At 67.0% G+C, this 21,298-nt stretch carries 17 protein-coding genes and 1 pseudogene; 8 read left to right on the top strand and 10 right to left on the bottom strand.

The genetic code is table 11. The features are described from left to right. Positions 1-350 precede the first annotated feature (350 nt). From CLV72_RS31700 to CLV72_RS05705, 3 genes are all read left to right on the top strand, one after another. Complete coding sequence (locus CLV72_RS31700) at positions 351-1,421, top strand: hypothetical protein (RefSeq protein WP_146159355.1); 1,071 nt, start codon at positions 351-353, stop codon at positions 1,419-1,421. Positions 1,422-1,505: 84 nt separating this feature from the next. Further along, the gene (locus tag CLV72_RS31695; RefSeq protein WP_146159354.1) at positions 1,506-2,747 is read left to right on the top strand and encodes a hypothetical protein; all 1,242 of its coding nucleotides are present in this window, start codon (positions 1,506-1,508) and stop codon (positions 2,745-2,747) included. Positions 2,748-2,761: 14 nt separating this feature from the next. Then, complete coding sequence (locus tag CLV72_RS05705) at positions 2,762-3,889, top strand: Kelch repeat-containing protein (protein ID WP_146159353.1); 1,128 nt, start codon at positions 2,762-2,764, stop codon at positions 3,887-3,889. 350 nt (positions 3,890-4,239) lie between these two features. On the opposite strand, the gene CLV72_RS05700 is transcribed toward CLV72_RS05705, so the two are convergent. Together CLV72_RS05700 and CLV72_RS31690 are read right to left on the bottom strand one after the other, a co-directional pair. Beyond that, entirely contained in the window at positions 4,240-4,431 is a 192-nt protein-coding gene (locus CLV72_RS05700; protein ID WP_106240317.1) for a hypothetical protein, read from the bottom strand. Continuing rightward, positions 4,395-4,700: a hypothetical protein gene (locus CLV72_RS31690; protein WP_146159352.1), complete on the bottom strand. Its 306-nt coding sequence runs from the start codon at positions 4,698-4,700 to the stop codon at positions 4,395-4,397. The genes CLV72_RS05700 and CLV72_RS31690 overlap by 37 nt, the downstream gene beginning before the upstream one ends. 279 nt (positions 4,701-4,979) lie before the next feature. Here CLV72_RS31690 and CLV72_RS32070 point away from each other — a divergent pair, with 279 nt between their 5' ends. Next, positions 4,980-5,120 (top strand): hypothetical protein, encoded by a 141-nt coding sequence (locus CLV72_RS32070; protein WP_170140884.1) that lies wholly within the window; start codon positions 4,980-4,982, stop codon positions 5,118-5,120. A 337-nt stretch (positions 5,121-5,457) separates the two neighbouring features. Beyond that, positions 5,458-6,390, top strand: coding sequence for a DEAD/DEAH box helicase family protein (locus tag CLV72_RS31685; protein WP_146159351.1), 933 nt, complete (start codon positions 5,458-5,460; stop codon positions 6,388-6,390). A 761-nt stretch (positions 6,391-7,151) separates the two neighbouring features. Here CLV72_RS31685 and CLV72_RS05695 read toward each other — a convergent pair. Together CLV72_RS05695 and CLV72_RS33875 are read right to left on the bottom strand one after the other, a co-directional pair. Beyond that, positions 7,152-7,706, bottom strand: a complete 555-nt coding sequence (locus tag CLV72_RS05695; RefSeq protein WP_211302717.1) for a NucA/NucB deoxyribonuclease domain-containing protein — start codon at positions 7,704-7,706, stop codon at positions 7,152-7,154. 1,450 nt (positions 7,707-9,156) lie between these two features. Beyond that, positions 9,157-9,791: pseudogene (locus CLV72_RS33875) on the bottom strand (AraC family transcriptional regulator); the annotation flags it as partial. Positions 9,792-9,937: 146 nt separating this feature from the next. Between CLV72_RS33875 and CLV72_RS05680 the strand changes: the two are divergent. Both CLV72_RS05680 and CLV72_RS32065 read left to right on the top strand, forming a co-directional pair. Then, positions 9,938-11,098, top strand: a complete 1,161-nt coding sequence (locus CLV72_RS05680; protein WP_106240313.1) for a DUF418 domain-containing protein — start codon at positions 9,938-9,940, stop codon at positions 11,096-11,098. A 22-nt stretch (positions 11,099-11,120) separates the two neighbouring features. Further along, a complete protein-coding gene (locus CLV72_RS32065) occupies positions 11,121-11,264 on the top strand; it encodes a hypothetical protein (protein ID WP_170140883.1) in 144 nt (47 codons plus the stop codon). 275 nt (positions 11,265-11,539) lie between these two features. Here CLV72_RS32065 and CLV72_RS05670 read toward each other — a convergent pair whose 3' ends face one another. Both CLV72_RS05670 and CLV72_RS05665 read right to left on the bottom strand, forming a co-directional pair. Then, positions 11,540-12,790, bottom strand: a complete 1,251-nt coding sequence (locus CLV72_RS05670; RefSeq protein ID WP_106240310.1) for an MFS transporter — start codon at positions 12,788-12,790, stop codon at positions 11,540-11,542. Positions 12,791-12,832: 42 nt separating this feature from the next. Continuing rightward, positions 12,833-13,018 (bottom strand): hypothetical protein, encoded by a 186-nt coding sequence (locus tag CLV72_RS05665; RefSeq protein ID WP_146159350.1) that lies wholly within the window; start codon positions 13,016-13,018, stop codon positions 12,833-12,835. A gap of 229 nt (positions 13,019-13,247) precedes the next feature. On the opposite strand from CLV72_RS05665, the gene CLV72_RS05660 reads away from it, so the two are divergent. Continuing rightward, on the top strand, positions 13,248-15,881 hold the full coding sequence (locus tag CLV72_RS05660; protein WP_146159349.1) for a hypothetical protein: 2,634 nt from the start codon (positions 13,248-13,250) through the stop codon (positions 15,879-15,881). A gap of 191 nt (positions 15,882-16,072) precedes the next feature. Here the strand turns inward: CLV72_RS05660 and CLV72_RS05655 are convergent, their stop codons facing one another. The 4 genes from CLV72_RS05655 to CLV72_RS05640 form a co-directional block, all read right to left on the bottom strand. Then, complete coding sequence (locus CLV72_RS05655) at positions 16,073-16,903, bottom strand: ATP-binding cassette domain-containing protein (RefSeq protein WP_106240300.1); 831 nt, start codon at positions 16,901-16,903, stop codon at positions 16,073-16,075. Next, on the bottom strand, positions 16,900-18,633 hold the full coding sequence (locus CLV72_RS05650) for a dipeptide/oligopeptide/nickel ABC transporter permease/ATP-binding protein (RefSeq protein ID WP_106240298.1): 1,734 nt from the start codon (positions 18,631-18,633) through the stop codon (positions 16,900-16,902). Before CLV72_RS05650 ends, CLV72_RS05655 begins: the two co-directional genes overlap by 4 nt. An 80-nt stretch (positions 18,634-18,713) precedes the next feature. After that, positions 18,714-19,655, bottom strand: a complete 942-nt coding sequence (locus CLV72_RS05645; protein WP_106240295.1) for an ABC transporter permease — start codon at positions 19,653-19,655, stop codon at positions 18,714-18,716. 57 nt (positions 19,656-19,712) lie between these two features. Further along, complete coding sequence (locus CLV72_RS05640) at positions 19,713-21,245, bottom strand: ABC transporter substrate-binding protein (protein ID WP_146159348.1); 1,533 nt, start codon at positions 21,243-21,245, stop codon at positions 19,713-19,715. Positions 21,246-21,298 lie beyond the last annotated feature (53 nt).

Here is a 21,298-nt window from a genome sequence, read left to right as displayed (position 1 = left end):
AATTACGCGGTATCCACCGCCGCGATCGGTCCGCCGACGATCATCGTGAGCCGATCACATGGTTTGAGCGGTGTCCGTTTACGGACGGATCCGCCATCAGCAGAGCCGCTCCGAGCTTCGCCTCCCTCGACGAGAAGATCACCGAGATGTCTGATGGAATCTTGATCATTTAATACTCTGAGCTCAAGGCAATGATCATTTATCAGCGTGGACACTCCTACCATCCATCGGACGGCCAGACAATATGCCGAACACGAACGAAGAGGCAATCCACATCACACGAAGCCGCCGCGGCGCTCCGTGCTAGATTGCCTTTGCATCTTCGCAAAACGGATACTATGTTCGCCTGAGTGGAGGCTGGAGTGTTTGCATCTAGGAGTAAGTGGATCTTAGCGGCATCCGCCGCGACGAGTCTGGTTCTCGCTGCCCCCTTGCCTGCGGCGGCAGAGGAGCAGGTGGGGTGGTCCACCCCTGAAGTTGCACACCTTACGCGTCAGCAGATCCTTGAAGGACAACTCTCGCCGGGGCAGATGCGCGCGCTGGACGACCAGCCGCGGATCGAGGAGTTCTTGGACGAGCAAGCACGTCAGGGAAATCTCGTCGACATCACCCAGATTCGCAGTTCTAGCCTTGAGAACCCGGTCAACGGTGGGGCCATTGATCTTATTTGGAGCAATAGCATCCAGCCGTCGGAGGTAAATCTATCAAGGGTCGAGGGACCCGAAGGCCAGGTGCAATCAGGCTTCGGCGTAGGAGTAGTCGAAACCTCCCAAGCTGCACAGGTGGAAACACCCGAAGGTACCGGCATGGGATATGCCGCCGCCACCCCCAATGGGATGTACTTGTATTCGAACGATTGTTTCACCGGTTACTTCGCCCCCCAGTTTCCATCTGACCACGATCACCATATGGTCACCTGTTATGAGAAGTACGCGGAAGCGGGCACGAGGGAGTGGGCTTACAACAGATGGGGCCTGTGGACCACCGCCGATGCCGATCTTAACGTCAGGACCGCCCTCATCGACTACACGTTGCGCAGCCGCCCCTGGCAAGGCACCGGAGCCCGAATCAGTAGGATGAATGATTACGAGCCCCGATCCCCCAGCACTCAGTGCAACCCCGGAGCCAACGTCGACGTCGGCTTCAACGGAACGGGCATATCGATTCCTATCGACAACTGCGAGGATGTCGTCGTTCTTCCCGATACCGGAGCGAGGTCCATGGGAGTGGACTACGATCCGCCTTTCATTCGCTCCGGCGATCAGCGGGCATTGGATTTCGGCATGCACGTGACCGCGCGCGACACCACGACCGTTCCGCTCTATGCTGATTACGTTTGGGCCGAAGTAATGACGTGCAGCATCATCTGTTCGCCCGAGAACCCCTCGTTCAGCTATGTGCACACTGACAGCGGCTGGTAGAGCGTGAATCAGCGCAAGGCATCGGGGGTGCTCCGACTCGTTCGGAGCACCCCTCCAGCATATATGGTGTCAGCATCCATTCTCGTGGTCATCGTCAGCCTCGTAGCCGTATTCGTGCACGTCGACCAGCCTACGCCCGCTTCCCCCATACCGGACTCCGCTCCCGCCACCCCTTGCGAAGAGCCCCGACCGAACGAACCATGCCAGTCGATCACCCATGCTGGCCGAGAAGTCAGATACGCTCTGCTCAGATCAGAGGAGGAAACATCAGAGACCGCGATCGTCGACTTCGGAGGGCCCGGAGTATCGATCCTGTCCGGCAGATTCAATCTGCACGAGTTCCGAAACTCCATCCCCAGCCTAAGAAATTCTAATCTTCTTTTCATCGAAGAGCCTTGGGTAAGATCCAACCAGTCAGATGAGTGCTCTTCGTCCTTGTCATATTTCTATGCGTCGAGCCGCACCGGGCACCCAGACACGCTTCCCGGCATAGAGAACGTCATCAATCAATGTGGTATCAGTGGAGACGACGCCTTGGCTTGGGGATTCTCTCCCGATCACTACGCCTCTGTCGTCTCCGCCATCGAGGCGACTGAATCAATTGAACTAAACGGCTTTCTCGGGTACTCGTTCGGCTCTGCGAGACTTTCTTACCTAGCCGAGGTGGAACTTGACTGGATCGCACTGATCCGCCCTTTTCCAGTCGGAGTGGCCGGCGAAGAGCTGCTGGGTGCGCGCGTAGAGCAATCTGACGGTCTTCTCGACGATTTCGAACGCTCCGACCACGAGTTCATGTCTTCGAACGTCGCAAACAGGCATCTGCCGGTGGAAGCATTCGATTATGCGTCTGCCGAACTCGCACTGGGTTACCTGCCCGGAGACGAGATCACCGATAGCGCCAGAGAGATCGCAGGTAGATCAGACCATGAGTTGGCAGGCCGACTCTCCGACTCGTTGTGGCTCCGCTACGGAGAAAACTCGATTTCGTCCGGATACCTGGCTTACCTTGCGGAAGTCTGCCGGATCGCTGCCCCGTGGGCGGACGATCAAGGCGATGAATCCCCGGTTGCACACGTACTCGCTTCCCTCCACGCTCCCTGCCGCGACTTCACACGTCCACCTGGGGAACCAGCGCGGATCGAGGCGACTGCGGAAAACGTCTGTGTCGTGACATCCGATCAAGATCCACTAGTTCCAGATACACTGATACGTCGTTACCTTCACTTTGACAACGAGGTAGATTGGCTTGAGTCGCCTGATGGTTCGCACTCCGCCCAGGACGGGACCGTGGAGTGCTTGGAATCGGTAGGTCTTTCCGCAGAATGAGAAATGGCTTCGATATGATTAAGGCCCCCGTCGGGTTGCTGGCCGTGGCCCTGCTGGCCACCTCGTGCGCCGTGGGCGACCCCGGGCAAGCGGACGACGCCTTGGTGGTGTCGGAGATCGGCGCCTCACCCCTGCACGCGCGGGTCGGGCACTCCTCGGTGCTGGCAGAGGATTCCCTGCTGATCTGGGGTGGAGATTTCGGGGACGAGCACCGGCCGCATGCGGACGGGGCGGTGCTCTCTCTGACCGGCGGCGGCTGGAATCCGATCCCTCCCGCGCCGGTGGCGCCGCGCACGCGGCACGTCGCGGTGTGGACGGGTACGGAGATGATCGTCTGGGGCGGCGCGACGAGCGCACCCGCCCCTGGCCACTTCGCCCGCGACGGAGCGGCCTACCACCCCGGCGAGGACACCTGGCGGCCCATCGCACCGGCCCCGCAGGAACGGAGTTCGGCGCTGGCGGTGGCGACCGGCGGGTGGATGGTCATCGGCGGCGGGCGTAGGTCGGACCGGCCGACCGACGCACTGCTGAGCTACGCGATCGCCGACGACCACTGGCACACCACCGAGGTCGACATCCAGGTGCAGGCCATGGCGGCGACCGGACCGGGGCGGGTACTGCTGGCCGGCACCGACCCCGACCGCACCCTGGCGATCCGCCACTACGACGCCGACAACGACTCGACCTCCGTCGTGCCCCACGACATCGACCTCACCGAACCGCTCCGCTCACTTGGACTCGCCTCCGACGGCCAGGGCTCCACCTACCTGCTCGCCTCCGACGACACCCGCACCCATGTCGCGCACATGAGCGAGGACGGCGCCGTGCAGACGGTCGCCACCCACGACAGCGTGGACCTGCGCCCCCCGATCGACCTGACACAAGCAGGGCTCAACCGGGGAGCCATGTGGATCTCCGCAGCACGTCAGATCATCTCCCTCAACGGCCGCGACCTCAGCACCTTCGACCCCGACTCGGGCGAACTCACCCACTACCGCCTCACCGACCACGCCGACTACTGCGGCGCCGGCGCCACCGCCGCACTGACCGCCCACCACCTCATCACCTGGGGCGGCCGCAACTGCCAGGGCGCGGACCTCACCATCACCAACCGCGGCCTGCGCATCCAGCTGCCGTCCTGAGCAAGGCAGGAACCAGCCAGCCTCAGAAGACCGGGTTTCAATGGTCAGCCGAAGGAACTCGTCAGAGGAGCAAACCCTCGCCTATCGGAAGCTTCATCTGCCTTTTTGTGAGTGATTTCCCCGCTGGGCCTTCCACAGCCCGCCGCGCGAACCCCGCCTACGCGTCACATGTGGAAGGGCGAGCGTACGGCCAGGCAGTTCCAGCCGCCGAGACCGCACGATGACAGCAGTCCGTGACCAGTGCGACGAGGTTCTTCAGCAGGTCAAAGCCTTCGTGGTCAATGCGGCCAAGCAGGCGAAGGCGGCGAGCAGGGCCACATCCTGACGGCCTGCGGCAATCTCGGTAGCGGCTATCGGGCAACTTGGGAAGTGCGTTCGGGGTGCGCGGTGGCGATGTACTCCATCGCGGTCTGGGCGGCGATGCCGAAGACGCGCATGAGGTGGACGGGGTCGGCGGTGCGGCGGGCTTCGTCGAGGATGCGGCCCTGGCGGAGTTTTGACGGGCTCAGACCGAGGGGTCGGTAGATGGCGTTGATGACCATGGTGGCGACGGCGGGAGCCGGTCGTCGGCGACGGTCTGCCGGCTGACCAGGAGGTAGGGATTGGTCGTCAGAGGCCACCGCTGGTGACGGTCACGAAGCCAGTCGCTCGCGAGGGCAAGGGTGACTTCGTCCAGGTAGGCCGTGTGTCGCAGGACCCGGTGGACTCCCGGGCGGCCGCGGGCACGGTCGAGATCGGTCAGCAGGAGGTAGCGGGTCTCGCGCCGGCCGAGGCCGTGGACGGCGACGAGCGCGACGACGAACTTCGCCACGGGGACTCGACCCGGTCGACCAGGCCGCGGAGCCGATCGGTGGGATGGGCACCGGCAGGCGTCGGGCGGCGGGTAGTGAGATGCCGCGAGTCGGGTCGCGGAAGATCAGTTGTTTCTGTTTGAGGGCCTGGAGGGCTGCGCAGTGCGCTGAGGAGATGCCGGCCTGTTGGACCCGGCCGCTGGGCGAGGGGGTCCTGGAGGTCGTCCTTGGTGATCTCGCGGAGGCTGGTGACGCGACTCGCCCAGGCGGTCAGGACCGGGTGGAGGTAGCCCGGGTACTTGCGCATCATCTCGAACGAGCATCGCAGGATGTTCGCAGCGGCCTTCGCCCCGCAAAACCAGGACCCAGCTGCGCAGTTCGTCGGCGATGTCTTCAGGGAAGGTCTGGATGCGCTGGTGGATGTCGGCCTGGTGGGTTGAATCGGGAATGACCAGGCCGCGGTGTGCGGGGAACTGAAGGATCCGTCGTGCCCTGATTCCGGGCCCCTCGGTGGAAGGGACCGGATGCCGGCCTCGCGCATGGGGTGCCGACGCCGCTGTCAGCTTGCGGATCTCCCGCAACATCGACTCCAGGTTCACATTGCCCGGCATCGCCTTCACCAGCGCCAGCACCGACTCCTCCTCGGAGCCGCCCTCCGCCTCGGCGCCCACCGTCTCCTCGCCCCTTCCGGTGCACCAGCCACCAGGGCCAAGATCCGCTCCCGTACCGGCTAGGGCACCCTGGCGAAGACCGTGGCGACCAGGTCTCCTCCACGGTGTGCAGGGCGGAGCGCACCATCCGCATGATGCGCTCAGGCGACGGCGGCTCGACGCCTCCTACCCCCAGCGCCTCACCGCGGCGCGGCGGCTGTACCGCCACCAGCACGACGCCGCCCAGGTGCGCGGGCACCTGCTGCTGCGCGCCCCCACCGGGCGGGGCAAGACCGAGGCCGCGCTGCTGTGGGCCCACCGCCAGGTCACCGACCTGGCCGTCACGCGCGGGGGCACGCCCCGCGTCTTCTACACCTTGCCCTACCTGGCGTCCATCAGCGCCATGACCCAGCGCCTGGGTGAGGAACTCAACGACCCGCACCTGGAGCGCATCGGCGTCGTGCACTCGCGTGCCGCCTGCTTCCACCTCGAACGCGCCCTCAACGACGACTGCGACCACCCACCCACCGACACCGACATCCGCAGGCACCTCGGGCAACCGCCCGCTGATTACGGCCATCGGCGTAGGCGAGGCAGGCAGCGCTCACAGCCGCTCGCCCTTGGACGCGGCCGCGTCATGCAGGTCGAGGAGCGGTCAGCAGCGCGCAACTGGCCGCGGCCGACTGGCTGCACCACGCACTCACCGCAGTACAAGATGCTTTACCGCCCGGCCTGCCCAAGACCGCCATCAGCCGCATCGCTGCCCGACGACTCGGCCCAGCCGGACAGCACTACATCGACGTCGCCACCGCCTGGACTTACAAACTCACTCCCAAAGATCGCAGCTACATCAACGAAGCCAGAAACAAATAACAGTGAACACATAGAATCTCAGCGACGCACTTCCAGCACGCTGCGACCAGCTGCGGCAGATCATTTGATTTCGTATCGGCCCTCAGAATATCAGCCCATGGGAATGTGGCGCTTGAATTTACAAAAAGAGCGAATGGGCTGCCATGATCGATCGAGCCGGGAATCCACCCCTGATGGACCGAACTAGATGTTCCGCGGGGTCCCGTCGAACCTACTTCTTCTCTGGCCTTCATTCATACGATCGATTATCTCTTGTTGCGTCATCTCGCGGGTCTGATCAACTGGCCCTTGCGCCCCCGTCCTGGCGCCCCGCCTTGCTGCGCTCCCCTCACTCACGCCATGAAGAGGCGTCTTCTCGGACCACAACTGAACGACGTACCGTTCGGATATATCGACGTAATATGAGAACACGGAACCATTAACCGGCACCCGACTCGAGTCAGATTCCCGAATCACCCGGCATTGGTAATCGCCAGCATACTCCAAGTCGAGGTCTATCCTCGCCGGCCCCAGCGTCAGAGTGGAAACATGAACCTCGGGTACGGCAAGCGACATCTGGAACTGGCGATATTCTTCGACTTCGGCAGGGAAGGTTGGCGCATGCTCCCAAAACTGTAGATCAATCGCGACCTTCGCGTCCTCATGCCTGCTTCGGATCGCAACGCATTGGCCAACGATGACGACCCAGCTATCAGGGTTCTCCCGGAGTCTGGCCGTCATATCGCTCCGTAGCAGCACATCGGCTCCAATGTAAAACAGATGTCGTTCCACCACGACGCGACCACTAGCTTGCCGAATGAGTGACATCGCACCCCTTCCCCAATGTCGATTGCTGCACACAGCGCCCAACATTCTACCAACCACAATGCAGCCGCCGGATTCGCAGAGATCCGGCGGCCGCACCACCTAAGGAGATGATCGCGCCATCGACGCCCAGGACACTCGCCGCTATGGAACTATTCGAGTGATGAATGGGTCTCTCATGTCGCCGAATTGGCCGCCCCGATAATCAAGGATTCTGTTTTCTGCATAAAAAATCGAAATCCAGTTACCCGCCATCTGGTTGTCGGTTGAGTCGATCGGACGGGCAGAAAAGTTACCGATCCGGGCGTCTTGCTCGTAAACACTCTGAGCCCCGCCTTGATACGTGCTCGCAAATGGATACTCGTCACAATCCATGTTGCCGCCCGGATAATTCGGCTGTTGAGAGCATACTCTCCGCGCAGCATCCCTATTGAGTTCCCTCCGGAGATCGTCGTGATAAAGTCTGTGCAACGGATTCACTGTATCGTCACATCCAGGAAGATGTTCGGCGACGCCCAGGACATAGACAAGTCCGCGCAGCACACGTTCGGTTCCAGGGTGAGCGCCGCGCTGCCATTTGGCGAAGTGGCCGGTGAGCACGCCGTCACAGAAATTGTCGTCGCTGCTGCCAGCCATGGGTCCGGCGGCCCAGGCGGCGGCCTCCACCGTCGCTCCGAGGGTCGTCGTCCCCCAGAGCACGCCCTCAACCGTTCCACGGTGGTGGCGAGCCCCGAGCAGGGGCAGCGCACCGAGGATGGAGCTGGCGACTCATGGACGAGCCACTGACGGCGAGACCACCGTGCACCTGTGAGATGCGGACATCGACACATGACACCGCACCCTCAGAGGATTTACCGGTAATCCACGGTTAGGGCAAAACCAGGCGAGACTATTTTCCGCACGTTCGAATGGATCAACGACGAACGGCGCCCATCTGGGTCACTGGTCCGCGCGGTTACAGCTTACGCTGAGCAGAACAGCAGCGCAGGAGCTCTACTACCTGCTTGCGACCAGACCCAACAAGTAATCGAACGTGACCTTTCTATGCCTTCATCGACGAGGAAGCACGCGCAATGAGAGCGGCGCGTTATGACGAGCCCGGTAGACGGCGTCCATAGGGTTGCTTAGGTGGATTACCACCAGCCCGGGTTGCTAATGAAGTCGATTCCTCCAAGGCAATTACATCCGCACCTCAAGAAACTACAGCTTGTACGCTTCGACCCACCCCTCGCACCCCTTCATCAGGGCATCCGCACGAGGGCGTCCACGGCTGGTCCACCTCATTGCACGAGTCATTCTCCAGATCCGCATCAGATCCGAGACACCAACCCGACGGTTTCCTTGCGTCGACCGTGCTCCAAACGCGCTCGGCGCATTTGAAGCAAACCGCCATCACCCATCACCGAACACCGAAAAGCGGCACACCAACACGCGAACGACCGGCCTATACGGCACACAGCAACACCAGATGCCATTCCGAGACATCCATCAAGGGAACTCTTAATCAGCGGGTTCGGGGTTCGAGTCCCTGGCGGCGCACCCCCAAAACCCCAGGTCAACGGGCGTTTCCTACGTTGACGCTGGGGTTTTCGCGTGCCCGGACGTGCTCTTCCCCCCGGGGTCGGTCGAAAGCGGCAAGTCAGGGCGGTCTGTGGCTTTGAGCGTCTGGATGCTGTGGGCGTTGGTGCCGGGAGGCCGCCGCAGGGTGTCGACCGCCGGGTTGGGCCGTGGCGTCAACCCTGGTGACTCGCTCGCGTGTGACGTTCGCCGTGATGCTCCTCGACCTCACCTCGGTCAGGGACCGGGCGCTGGGCATCTACTAAGTGGCCAACCGGACAAACTCATCAGTATCCCCCGGTGGTCAGTGGTCCGGCAGGTCCAGCAGATCGAGGAACGCGGTTGCCGCCGGGGTGCGTCCGACGCCGCTCCAGATGAGGTACTCGACGCGCATGGGTGGGTCGGTGATCTCGACGGTGGCCAGACCCGTCAGGTGGGGGACGTGGGCCGAGGGCAGCAGCGCGATCGCCAGCCCTTTTCGCACGTTGAAGCGTCGGCGTCGAACTGGGCGGAGATGCGCCCGGATCTGGATTCCGCGGCCGTCCCAGCGCCGAGAATGCGATGGCGAGGATGGCGAGTGCCGCCGCGATCCCATCCCCTGGGGGGCGGTGGTGGCGGCGGCGACGTAGTAGTCGATCTCCTCGCCGAAGCCCTCGTCCCCGTCCAGGGCCATGGTCACCGACAGCGCGCCGCGCGGCTCCTGGTCGCCGAGCTCCTCCAGCCGCTGCCAGGTGGGTCGTCGACCGCCTCGGTGAAGGCGGCCATGTCGGGGTTGGGGCCCTGGGCGATGTTGGGGATCCGCCTTCGCAGTCCGACCAGGGCGAAGGCGCCCTTGTCGAGGATGCGGTAGCGCATCTGCGTGCTCCCTTCGACGGTGAGGTGGAAGGCCAGCCGGGCCTGGGAGACCAGCGCGACCCCCTGCGCCGGGCCTGGCCGGGGGCGACGCCGTGAACAGCGCGGAAGGCCCGGCTGAACGCCTCGGTGGAGGAGTACCCGTAGTCCACCGCGATATCGAGCAGAGCCCGCTCACCCTCCAAGCTCCGCACCCGCCAGGGTGAGCCGACGCCGACGCAGGTACTCCGACAGCCCCATGCCCGCCAACACCGCGAACGTCCGACGCAGATGGTGCTCCGACGTCAAGGCGATACGCGCCATCGCCGCCACATCCACCGCACCGCCCGGATCCTCCTCAACGAACTCCGAAGCCTCGTTCAACCGGTCCAGCATCGCTCCCCCTCCGATCAAGCCGAAGCCCACTTGATCGCAGCCGGTACGCAACGGTCGGGCCTCACCCGCGCCGCCGTTCCTACCGTGGCCGGGACCGCTCACGAGCAACGGCCGCCACGCGGCCGCACCACCCGGAAGTGAGGACCATGCCCCCGGCACCCCCCGGCGCGGCCGCGCGCCACCTGGCACCGGATCTGGCCCGCGGCACCCTGCTGCTGCTCATCGCCATCGCCTATGCCCCCGCCTACCTGGAGGTGGCCTCGGCCTCGGTGGGCGCCCACCCGGCCGGCGGCGGCGCGCTCGACACCGCGGCCCGCACCCTCGCCGTGCTGGTGGTGGACAACCGCGCCTTCCCCATGTTCGCCGCCCTGTTCGGCTACGGCCTGGTCGTCCTCATCGACAAGCGCCGCGCCGCCGGGGCCTGCGACGTCCAGGCCCGGCGCCTGGTGCGGCGCCGGTCCCTGGTGCTGCTGGCCTTCGGCTTCGCGCACGCCGTGCTGGTGTTCCCCGGGGAGATCCTGGGCGCCTACGGAGTGGCCGGGCTGATGGTGGCCGGGTTGCTGGCCGGTCCGCGACGCGGACTGCTGAGCACCGCGGTGGCGGCGGGCGCGGTGTCCACCGTGCTGGTGACGGGCGCGGCGTGGGCCGGGTGGTACTCGGGGCGCGAGCCGATCGCGGGCTACACGCGCGCCGCCGACTGGGTCGAACGCATCGCGCTGTGGCCGGTGACACCGCTGGTCGTCCTGGCCACCTACCCGCTGCTGCCGGCACTGCTGCTGGGCGCCTGGGCCGGTCGGCGGCGGCTGCTGCACGAACCCCGCCGGCACCGCCGGCTGCTGGCCTGGGCGGCCGCGACCGGGATCACCGTGTCGCTGGCCGGGGCGGCACCGAGCGCGCTGATCGCCTCCGGCGCCCTCGCCGACCCCGCCTGGGCCGAGGCGGCCCTGGGGGTACAGACGCTGACCGGGATGGCCGGCGGACTGGGCTATGCCGCGCTGTTCGGTCTCATCGCGGCCGCGGTCGAGCAGCGCCGCACTCCGGTGGTGCGGGCGCTCGCGGCCGCCGGACGGCGCTCGCTGACGGTCTACCTGCTGTCCTCGGGGCTGCTGGCCCTTGTGCTGCACCGCGACCTGCTGGGCGCGGGCTCTCACCTCAACAGCGCCGGTGCGACCGCGGTCGCCGCGGGATGCTGGCTGGTGGCGGTACTGGCAGCCCTGGCCTTGGAGGGCGCGGGCCGGCCCGGTCCGGCCGACGCACTCCTACGCCACTGGAGCGAGCACGGCCGTGCCCGCGGCGGGAGCGGCTGACAGGCGCGTGCGGCCATCGGCGGTGACCACCAAGATCCACCTGCTCGCCGACTCCCGCCGAAAGCGCCTGGCGTTCGTCACCAGCCCTGGCCAGCGGGGCGACGCGCGGATGTTCGAGCCGGTGATGGACGCCCTGCGCCCGCCCCGAGCCACCGGCCGCCCCTGAACCCGCCCCGACCGCCTCCTCGCCGACAAGGCGTACCCCTCGGCGGCGATCCGCGCCCACCTGGCCCGCCGCGGGATCAAGGCCACCATCGCCCAGCCCTGCGACCAACGCGACAAGCGCCGCAGACGCCGATCACGCAGCCGGACGCGGATCGCCTTGCTGCTGTAGCCCTTGTCGCCGATGACGCGGTCCGGGCGGACGCGGGCGAGGCCGGGCCCGATCCGTGGCACCCTTGAAACCAACGTTTGCGTACGTTCAGGACTCCCCGAGGCTCCTCATCGCGCGCCGCGTACGAAGAACGCGATGACCGTGCCGCCCGCCGTGCCCAGTACGGCCATGACGAGGTAGAGCAGGGTGAAGTTCTGAGGGCCGCCGCCGACGGCGAGGATCAACGGGGTGAGCAGCGGTGCCGTGACGCCCGGGATCTTCTGGGCGAGCAGCATGGTGGCCATGTAGCGCCCTGCCTGTGTCTCGCGGTGGGGCAGCACGTCGAGCAGTAGTGCCTGGCCGACGGCGGTGAAGGCGGCGATTCCCATCGAGGACAGCAGTGTCCCGCCCACGAGTGTCACGAGGTCGTGGGCGAAGGCCGACACCACACCGCCGGTCGCGAACAGCGCGGCGCCCACCAGGACCAGTGGGCGGCGCCGTCCGATGCGGTCGCTGATCCAGCCGCCGCCGACGGAGCCGATCGTCGTCGTGATGATGCCCAGCGATGACGTGAGGGCCAGCACCGGCGCGATGTCGGCAACGGGCAGGGCGAGCCGCTGTGCGTACATGTAGACGGTGAAACTCGTGGTGAGGGTGAGCCCCATGAAGAACACGAAGCGCCCCAGCCAGACCCATGCGAAATCGGGGGCGTCGCGCGGACGGAAGAGGTAGCTCCGCAGTACCTCGCCCACCTGCAATCCGCCTTGCGGGGGAGCATCGCGGGTGGAGGGCTCGGGGATGAGCACGACGAAGAGCGCGGTGCCGACGCTGCCCACCACAGCGGGAATGAGAAACACGAGCCAGGTGTGGTCGCGCACGGAGCTGACGAGGATGATCCCGACGACCGGTGCGATGTGCGTGATGAGCGCTGTGAGCCCCGAGACCTTGCCGCGCTGGCCGGGCGGGAGCCTGTCGGCCTTCCAGTTGCCGACCGATGCCGATGCCGTGCTCCAGCCGACCGTCGACAGGACCCACCCCAGTGTGAGCATCGTCGTATCGGGGGCGCCGGTCATCAACGGGATCGAGCCGGCGCCCACGAACGCGCCGATGACCGTGAACGGCCGCCGCTTTCCCCACCGCGAGCGGGTGCGGTCGCTGACGATGCCGGTGATCGGTGCCATCACGAGTGTCGCCGCCGCGCCCGCGCTGAGGATGAAGCCGAGAACCTCAGTGCGTCCCGGCGCGAGCTCCTCGACGCGCAGGGCGAGCGAGAAGGCGGTCGGCACCACCGCCGCCATCATCGTGCCGAAGGTGGCGCCCAGGGCGAGCAGGATGGCCCACCAGGGAACGCGTCGCTCACTCGGGGAATCGGATTCCATCAGCGGATCACGGATACGCGGCGATCAGACTCGGCGCGTACATCATCGACCACGCGTCCCCTCGGGGAGCGCGCCGTCGGAGGGCGGCAGATGGAACCGCCACTCGCCGTCGAGCGGCACCGTGATCGGCCGCCGAACCGAGCTCACCGGCAGCCGACCGACGTGGTCCAGGCCAGTGGTGTCGTACGGCCGCTCGACCGGCGCCGAGTCGTCAGCGGGGAAGCTCAACACGGCTCCTTCCGTCACAACATTGCCGTTTGACAATCGGTTGCCATATGGTGAAAGTTACCACGCCCCGCACGCTCCGTACCATCCACAATCTGGCATCTCGCTCTCCGGGAGTGCACGAGAAGAAACCATCCGTGCGCTTCCGAGAACCACTGCAATCGATTGCCGAGTCCGCGGATCGGACGGCCGAGCCGCTTCAGGAACCCGTGATCCCGGAGGAACCAGAGGTATGACGTCGTCGAGCAGTGTCATGTCGGTCGCCGCCGCTGAGGACCTGCTGGCCGACGAGACGATCACGTGGGCGATCGACCGTCTGCGCGCGACCGTCCGCCCCCACGGCATCAGCGTGCGGCAGGGTGCGGCCGACGCGTCGACGCACCTCCATCTCCTCGCGTCGCAGAGTGCGGGCAGTGGACTCGCCGGGGCGGCGGATGCCGAGTCATATGTCCTGCGGATCGGCACAGAACCGGACGGGGTGCGCATCACCCTCGAGGCAGGCGGCGCCCGCGGCTTCTCCTATGCGCTCACCGAACTCGCCGACCGGATCGCCGGCCCTGAGGGTCTCGCCGCGCTGCGGCCCGGCGTCGAGATCGCCCGCCCCGCCACTCCGGTGCGCGCCGTGATGCGCTCCTTCTCCAGCGTCCACGAGGACACCCCGTGGTTCCACGATCGCCGGTTCTGGGCCGAGTACCTCGACCACCTCGCCGCACAGCGGTTCAACCGGTTCCAGCTCGCCTTCGGGATGCAGTACAACTACGGCTCGCGCATCGACAGCTCCGCCGCGACCGACAACTACCTGTGCTTCGCCTATCCGTTCCTGCTGGACGTCCCGGGCTTCAAGGTGCGCGCTGAGGGCGTCGGCGAGGACGAGCGCGACCGCAACCTCGCCGCGCTCGCCCACATCGCCCGCGAGACGCGCCGGCGCGGGATGAGCTTCCAACTCGGCCTGTGGAACCACGCGTACGACTACGGCGCCGCCGCCCGGCACGACTACCCCGTCCTGGGCATCGGACCCGAGACGGTCGCGGAGTACTCGGCGGCCGCGCTCAGGATGCTCCTGGAGGCGGTCCCCGACATCGGCGGCATCACCTTCCGTGTGCACTACGAGGGCGGCGTGCCCGAGGAGGCGGGCCGGCGGGCGTTCTGGGACCGCCTGTTCCGGGCCGTCTCCGACGCGGGGCGCCCGATCGTGGTCGACCTGCACGCGAAGGGCGTCGACCGAGAACTCATCGACGCCGTGCGCAAGCCCAACATCGTGCCGATGGTCTCGCCCAAGTACTGGATCGAGCACATGGGCCTCCCCTACCACCAGGCGTCCATCCGCACCCGCGAACGCGTCGGCTTCGCCAGGTCGCGGCTCGGCGACCGCGCGGCGCTCATGGGCGTCACGGAGGGCGAGCGCCGCTTCACGCGCTACGGCTATGCCGATCTCCTCGATGAGGACCGCGAGATCGACGTGCTCTACCGGATGTGGCCCGGCACCCAGCGCCTGCTGCTGTGGGGCGATCCGCTGAGTGCCGCCGGCTACGGGCGCCATGCCACCTTCGGCGGCGCGCTCGGCGCGGAGTTCTGCGAACCGCTGTACTTCAAGGGCCGCAAAGGCAGCGGAGCACCGGGCCGACGCGACCCGTACGTGCGCGACGACCTCCGTCTGGGCGTGGACGACTGGAAGAAGTACCGGTACACGTACCTGCTGTGGGGCCGCTTGATGTACGACCCGGGCGCCCCCGCCGACACCTGGCGCCGCTTCCTCGCTCGTGAGTACGGCGCGGGCGCCGACGGCTTCGAGGAAGCCCTGTCGAACCTCAGCCGGATCCTGCCGCTGGTCACAGTGGTGCACGGGGTCAGCGGTGCGAACAACGCCTTCTGGCCCGAGGTGTACACCAACCTTCCCGTCTCGCCGTGGATCACGTCCCGGCACTACCTCTGGGACACCTATCCCGCGCCCGCCACCTGGGGCGGCGTCGAGACCTTCGACCCCGAACTCTTCGCGCCGGTCGGCGAGTACGCCGAGGCGGCGCTCCGCGGCACCCTTACCGGAAAGTACGGCCCGCTGGAGGTGGCGTGCTGGCTTGAGCGGCTCGCCGCCGACGGCGAGCGCGCGATCGAGCGAGCACTGGCGTCGCCCGGCGTGGACGGCCCGCAGGTGCGGCGCACCGTCATCGACGCGGCGGTGCTGGCGCGCCTCGGCCGGTTCTTCGCAGGCAGGCTGCGCGCGGCGGTCGAGTACGGCTTCTTCGAACGCACGGGCGACACCTCCTTCCTCGACGCCGCGATCGGGCTCACGGCGGCGGCGAACGAGGAGTACGCCGGCATCGTCGGCGTCGTGAAGGGCGTGTACCAGGACGAGTTCGACTTCGGTGTCGCGCTGTCCGAACGCACGCACTGGTCCAAGGAACTCGAACGGATGGCCGAGGACCTGGACGCGCTCCGGAAGGAACGCGCGAAGGCCGCCGATACCGCGAGCGGCGCACGCCCCGTGCGACGCGAGAGCCGTCCGTCGCTCGACGGCGTGAAGCTGGAGTCGGCCGACGCCTTCGAGCGCGGCGCACCGCTGCGCGTCCGGCTCATCGGCGCGGGTGAGGGCATCGAACGGGCGCTGCTGCGGTACCGGCACGTCAACCAGGCCGAAGAGTACACATCCCTTGCGATGACACCGGCCGACGGCGCATGGTCGGCCGACATCCCGGCGGACTTCACGGACTCGACGTACCCGGTCATGTTCTTCGCGGAGGTGACGCCGCGCGGCGACCAGCCGATCATCCTGCCGGGCTTCGATCCGAGCCTCACCGACCAGCCGTACATCGTCGTCCACAGCACGCTGTGGCACGAGCGCGAGCGCTCGGCCGAGGTCTCACCGTGACGAGCGCGCGCTTCCGCCCAGGTCCCCGCCGTCGCCTCGGCGGCACGGGACACCGAGGTGTCCGACGTCAGGCCACTCGCGGAGAGCAGATCGCGCCGCGACCGGTCCGTGGCCGGCTTGCCGGATACGGCGGCGCTCGTCAGCGGTCGGCGCGCCGGTGACGATGAGGATCGAGGCGGTGGACGCGCCGCTCACACCGCGGTGGACGTCCTCAGCCGTGCTCGCCGCTCGCGGCGCCTGCGCTGCAGCGCGGGGTCGGCGACCGGCGCGGCGAGCAGGAGCCTCTGTGTGTAGGGGTGCGAGGGCGTGGAGGTGACATCCGGGGCCGGTCCCGTCTCGACCAGGTCCCCTTGGTAGAGCACGGCGACGCGGTGGCTGATGTGGCGCACCACGGTCAGGTCGTGTGAGACGAAGAGGTAGGAGACTCCGGTGCGGCGCTGGATGTCGATGAAGAGGTCCAGGACACGTGCCTGTGTGGAGAGGTCGAGAGCCGACACCGGTTCGTCGCACACGATCAGCTTCGGTTCGAGCGCGAGCGCGCGGGCGATGGCGACGCGCTGGCGCTGGCCGCCGGAGAACTCGCGAGGGAGCCGCTCCGACGCATCGGACGGAAGCCCCACCTGGTCGAGCAGCGCGCGCACGCGCGCACGCGCCCCCTTCGCCACCGTGCCCTGCACGACGAGCGGCTCGGAGAGGATCTCGCCGATGGTCATGGCCGGGTTGAGCGAGGAGTAGGGGTCCTGGAACACCACCTGGATGTCCGGGGCGAGGGTGCGGCGCTCCCTGCGGGACAGCCCCGAGATCTCCCGCTGGTCGAAGCGAATGCTGCCGCCGGACGGCTTGACGAGGCCCAGCACCGCGCGACCGATCGTCGTCTTCCCCGAACCGGACTCTCCCACGAGTCCCAGCGTCTCCCCTGCGGCCACCTCCAGCGACACGCCGTGCAGCACCTCGACGGGTTTCGCCCGCAGGCCCCGGGTCCGGAAGGCGACCCGCAGCTTCTCGACCTCAAGCAGTGTCATGGCCGGATTCCTTCCTCCGAGGCCACCAGCGGCGGGTCGGCGCGGACGGTCTTCTCGTCGAGGATGGAACCGAGCAGCATCCGGGTGTATTCGTGCCGCGGCTCGGCGAACAGCCGCGCGACCTCGCCGACCTCGACGATCCGTCCTGCCTGCATGACCGCGACGTGGTCGCAGATGTCCGCGACGACACCGAAGTTGTGCGTCACCAGCAGGATGGCCATGCCCAGTTCCGCCTGCAGGTCGCGCAGCAGGTCGAGGATCTCGGCCTGCACGGTCACGTCCAGGGCCGTCGTCGGCTCGTCGGCGATCAGCAGCTTGGGCCGGCTGGCGACGGCGCCCGCGACGAGCACCCGCTGCGCCATCCCACCTGAGATCTCGTGCGGGTACGCCCGAAACGTGCGCTCTGGATCGGTGATGCCGCACCGTTCGAGCAGCGCGAGCACGCGGCGCTTGGCCTCCGGTCCGTCGAGGCCGAGCGCCCACCGGACATCCTCGACCAACTGGGTGCCGACCTGGTACGACGGATCGAGATTGGACATCGGCTCCTGCGGGACGTACGCGATCGCCTTTCCACGCAGCGGACGCAACTGGGCGTCCGTGAGGCCGATCAGTTCGCGCCCCTCGAAGCGGATGGAGCCGCGCGTGATCACCGCCTCGTCGGGCAGGACGCCGAGGGTCGCGAACGCGGTCTGGGTCTTGCCCGACCCCGATTCCCCGACGAGGCCCACGGTCTGGCCACGCTCGATGCGCAGTGACAACCCGCGCACGACCTCGCGCTGCTTCCCGGCCGGGTCCGGATAGGAGATCGCGAGGTCGTGAATGTCGAGCAGTGCGGGAGTCCCCGCCGCGGCGTCTTCGGCGTCCGCCACCACCTCGGCCCGCTGGCCGGCGCCCACCTTCGCCGGGGCCGGTTTCGACCCCTCGACCACGTCGCGCAGCGCGTTGCCGAGCAGCACGAGTGATGTCGTGATCAGGCCCAGCAGCAACGACGGCCAGAGGAACTGGGTGGGGGCGATGTAGAGGTTGCGGAAACCCGACGAGATCATGGCGCCGAAGCTCGGGATCTCTCGCGAGCCGACGCCGAGGAAGGCGAGACCCGACTGCACGCTGATGGCCGACCCCGCCATGAAGGCCGTTGCGATGATGATCGGTCCGCGCACGACGAAGAACACATGACGCCCGAGGATGCGCAGATCGGTGAGTCCGGACACGCGGGCCGCGTCGACGTACAGCTCGTTCTTCACCCCGACGACGAGGTTGCGAACGATGCGGTAGATGCCGGGCGAGAGCAGCACACCGAAGATCAGCATGGTCCAGCGGTAGTCACCGCCGGTGACCGGCATGAGGACGATGAGCAGCAGTACTCCGGGGAAGGTCATGACCAGGTTGAACATCCACTCGGTGACCGCGCGGGTGCGCGTCCCGAAGTAACCGCCGACGAGTCCCGCGGTGGCGCCTACGACAAGGGCCGTGGCGGCGCCGATGAGCGCGGAGACCGTCGCCGTGTTGATCGAGTGGAGCAGCCGGGTGAGGATGTCGCGTCCGCTCTCGTCCGCGCCCAGCGGGTAGCCCGGAGTGCCCGCAGGCGCGTTCACCGCGTGGAGGTCGGTCTGGTTCGGTCCGTACGGCGTGATGAAGGGGGCCAGCGCGCCCAGCAGCATGATCACGATGAGAGTGCCCAATGTGATCACTGCCTGCGGGTCGCGCAGCACACGCTGCCACATCGGCATGCGGGGAACCGCGTGCCCGGCGGCGACGGCCCCGGTGCTCGCCGCCTCCGCCGTCGTGGACCCGTGATCCCGGTCGGTACTCAATGGACTCTCGCTTTGGGGTTGAGGAGGCCGTTGGCGATGTCGGTTGCCAGATTGACGGCGGTCACGAGCAGCACAGCCCAGACGGTGACGCCCATGATGACGGGGACGTCGCCTTGCATCGAGGCGTTGAACGCGTAGCTGCCGTAGCCGGGCAGGGCGAAGACCTGCTCAATGATGAGGGCGCCCCCGAACATCTGGATGAACTCCAGGGACATCACCGTCAGGGCCGGGCTGCCCGCGTTGCGCAGCGCGTGCTTGAAGACGATCGAGGACGTCGAGGCACCACGCGTGCGCCGGGTGCGCACGTAGTCGCGGCGCAGTTCGTCGATCATCCGGCCGCGCACCTGCGCCGCCATGCTCGCGACGCCCCCGATGACGAGCACGATCACGGGCATCGTGATGCTGCGCATCCAGGCGAGGACGTCGTCGGCGGGCGCGGTGTACCCGGTCGCCGGCAGCCAGCTCAGCTGCACGGCCAGCACGACGACCAAGCCGATCGCCAGCAGGAGGGCGGGCAGGATGTTGCCGATGAGCGAGATGACCTGGGCGAGCCGGTCCGCGACACCGCCGCGCGAGGCGGCCCACACACCGAGCAGCACCGAGATGAGCACCGTGATGAGCAGCGCGGGGACGATCAGCGAGAGCGTCACGCCGAGCCGCTGCAGCACTGTCGGGCCCACCGGCAAGGCGTTGTACACGGACTGGCCGAAGTCTCCCTGGACGGCGCCGACCAGCCACTCGGCGTACTGGACGGCGACGGGCCGGTCCCATCCCCGGTCCGCCATCAGTGCGGCGATCGTCTCAGGAGTCGCGGACTGCCCGAGGATCGTCGCGGCGACGTCGTCCAGCGACGTGCTCAGCAGCAGGAAGGTGATGAGGGTGACCAGCACGGTCAGCACGGCCCCGGCGCCGAGCCTTCGCAGGATGTAGAGGAGCATCGTCCATCCTTGTGGTGCGGAGTGCGGGCTCTTCGCCCTGCGTCCGGCGTCGTACGGTCATCCGGCGATGGTGAACTGGCGCACCGTCTGGCGACTGGAGCCGTTGTCGGCCATCACCACGCCGTCGCGCGTGACCCATGTCGTCATGTTGAAGGCGATCGGCACCTCGAAGGCCTGCTCGACGACGTACTCGTTCAACCGGCGGAAGATCGGCAGCGCGGCCTCCTGGTCCACCGTCGCGGAGATCTCGCCGATCAGCTCGTCGAGCGTCGGGTCGGTGTGGTTCATCGGGTTGGCATAGCCGCCCTGACCGAAGTGGTTGATGACGTCGGCCACGTCGGAGGTGTACGGGGTCACCTGGAAGCTCATGCCGTAGTCGCCCGAACGGTGAGCGGACTGGGCCTGCTGCGGGGGCACCGGGACCCATTCGATGCCGAGCCCGATCGACTCGAAGGCATCCGACAGGGCCGCTTCGAAGGTCGTCGACAGGTACGTGCTCGGGACCTGGAAGACCTCGCCGGTGTGGCCGGCCTCCTCGACCAGCCTGCGGCCGCGCTCAGGATCGTACGGGTACGTGTCGTTGAGCGCCTCGTCGTAGACCTCGCCCTGCGGATTGAACACCTGGTTCGTCGGGATGCCGACACCGCCGAGCAGGCCCGTGACGATGCCCTCGCGATCGATCGCGTAGTTGATCGCCTGGCGGACGCGCTGGTCGCCCAGCGCGGGAAAGTCCTCGCCGCCCCGGTCGAGGATGTCGAGGTACATCACGGACTGCGCGGGGAACTCCGTATGCGTGTAGGTACTCTCGTCGCCGACCTGCGGGAGCAGCTGCGGCGGGACCGACGCGGCGTCGATCTCACCGGCCTGCAGCGCGTTCAGCGCGGCGGTCGGGTCCTGCAGCACGCGGATCGTCACCGTGGTGAACGGATGGGCGTCGGCGTTCCAGTGGTCCTCGCGCTTGCGCAGGACGTACGTGTCGCCGGGGACCGTTGCGGCCGTGTCGAGCGTGTACGCGCCCGAGCCGATCGGTTCGGTGGCGCCGCGGTCGTCACCGAAGGTGTCGGGGTCCGCGATCACGCCGGCGTTCTGGTACAGCTCCGAGATGAACTGCGGATCGAAGCGTTCGAACTCGATGACCACCGTGTAGTCGTCGGGGGCCGATACAGCCGTGACGTACTGGAACTTGTTCTGCACGGTGCCCGGGGTGTCACGCGAGCGCTCCATGGTGGCGACCACGGCATCCGCGGTGACAGGGTCGCCGTCGCTGAAGGTCATGTCGTCGCGCAGCCTGAGGGTCAACCGGGTGCCGTCTTCGTTGTACTCCCAGCTCTCCGCCGCGTTCGGCTGGATCTCACCCGTCATCAGATCGCGAAACAGCAGCGTGTCGAAGATCGAATTCCAGGCGTATGCCTGCGAGCCGTCGGCGAGTTGTGCGGGGTCGAAGGAATTGGGGGCCGTTTGGACGGAGAAGACGAGTTCGCGCTCACCGTCAGCGGTCGCTTCCCCACCGCCGGACGCACATGCCGCCAGTACGAGAGCGGCCGCGAGTAGCACCACAGGGAAGCCCCGGTATCGAGCGATCTGAGACATGGGCCCAAACTCCCTTGCTCGAACGTTCTGCAATCGATCGCTAATTGCTGTCA

The organism is Allonocardiopsis opalescens (assembly GCF_003002095.1).
In the GTDB taxonomy this organism is placed as follows: domain Bacteria; phylum Actinomycetota; class Actinomycetes; order Streptosporangiales; family Streptosporangiaceae; genus Allonocardiopsis; species Allonocardiopsis opalescens.
This window is presented reverse-complemented; position numbering and strand designations above follow the sequence as displayed.

Coding starts and splice junctions, on each gene's coding strand:
- CLV72_RS05705 (WP_146159353.1), top strand. CDS start 2,762: ATGATTAAGGCCCCCGTCGGGTTGCTGGCCGTGGCCCTGCTGGCCACC.
- CLV72_RS05700 (WP_106240317.1), bottom strand. CDS start 4,431: ATGGTCATCAACGCCATCTACCGACCCCTCGGTCTGAGCCCGTCAAAA.
- CLV72_RS05680 (WP_106240313.1), top strand. CDS start 9,938: ATGCCCCCGGCACCCCCCGGCGCGGCCGCGCGCCACCTGGCACCGGAT.
- CLV72_RS05670 (WP_106240310.1), bottom strand. CDS start 12,790: ATGGAATCCGATTCCCCGAGTGAGCGACGCGTTCCCTGGTGGGCCATC.
- CLV72_RS05660 (WP_146159349.1), top strand. CDS start 13,248: ATGACGTCGTCGAGCAGTGTCATGTCGGTCGCCGCCGCTGAGGACCTG.
- CLV72_RS05655 (WP_106240300.1), bottom strand. CDS start 16,903: ATGACACTGCTTGAGGTCGAGAAGCTGCGGGTCGCCTTCCGGACCCGG.
- CLV72_RS05650 (WP_106240298.1), bottom strand. CDS start 18,633: ATGCCGATGTGGCAGCGTGTGCTGCGCGACCCGCAGGCAGTGATCACA.
- CLV72_RS05645 (WP_106240295.1), bottom strand. CDS start 19,655: ATGCTCCTCTACATCCTGCGAAGGCTCGGCGCCGGGGCCGTGCTGACC.
- CLV72_RS05640 (WP_146159348.1), bottom strand. CDS start 21,245: ATGTCTCAGATCGCTCGATACCGGGGCTTCCCTGTGGTGCTACTCGCG.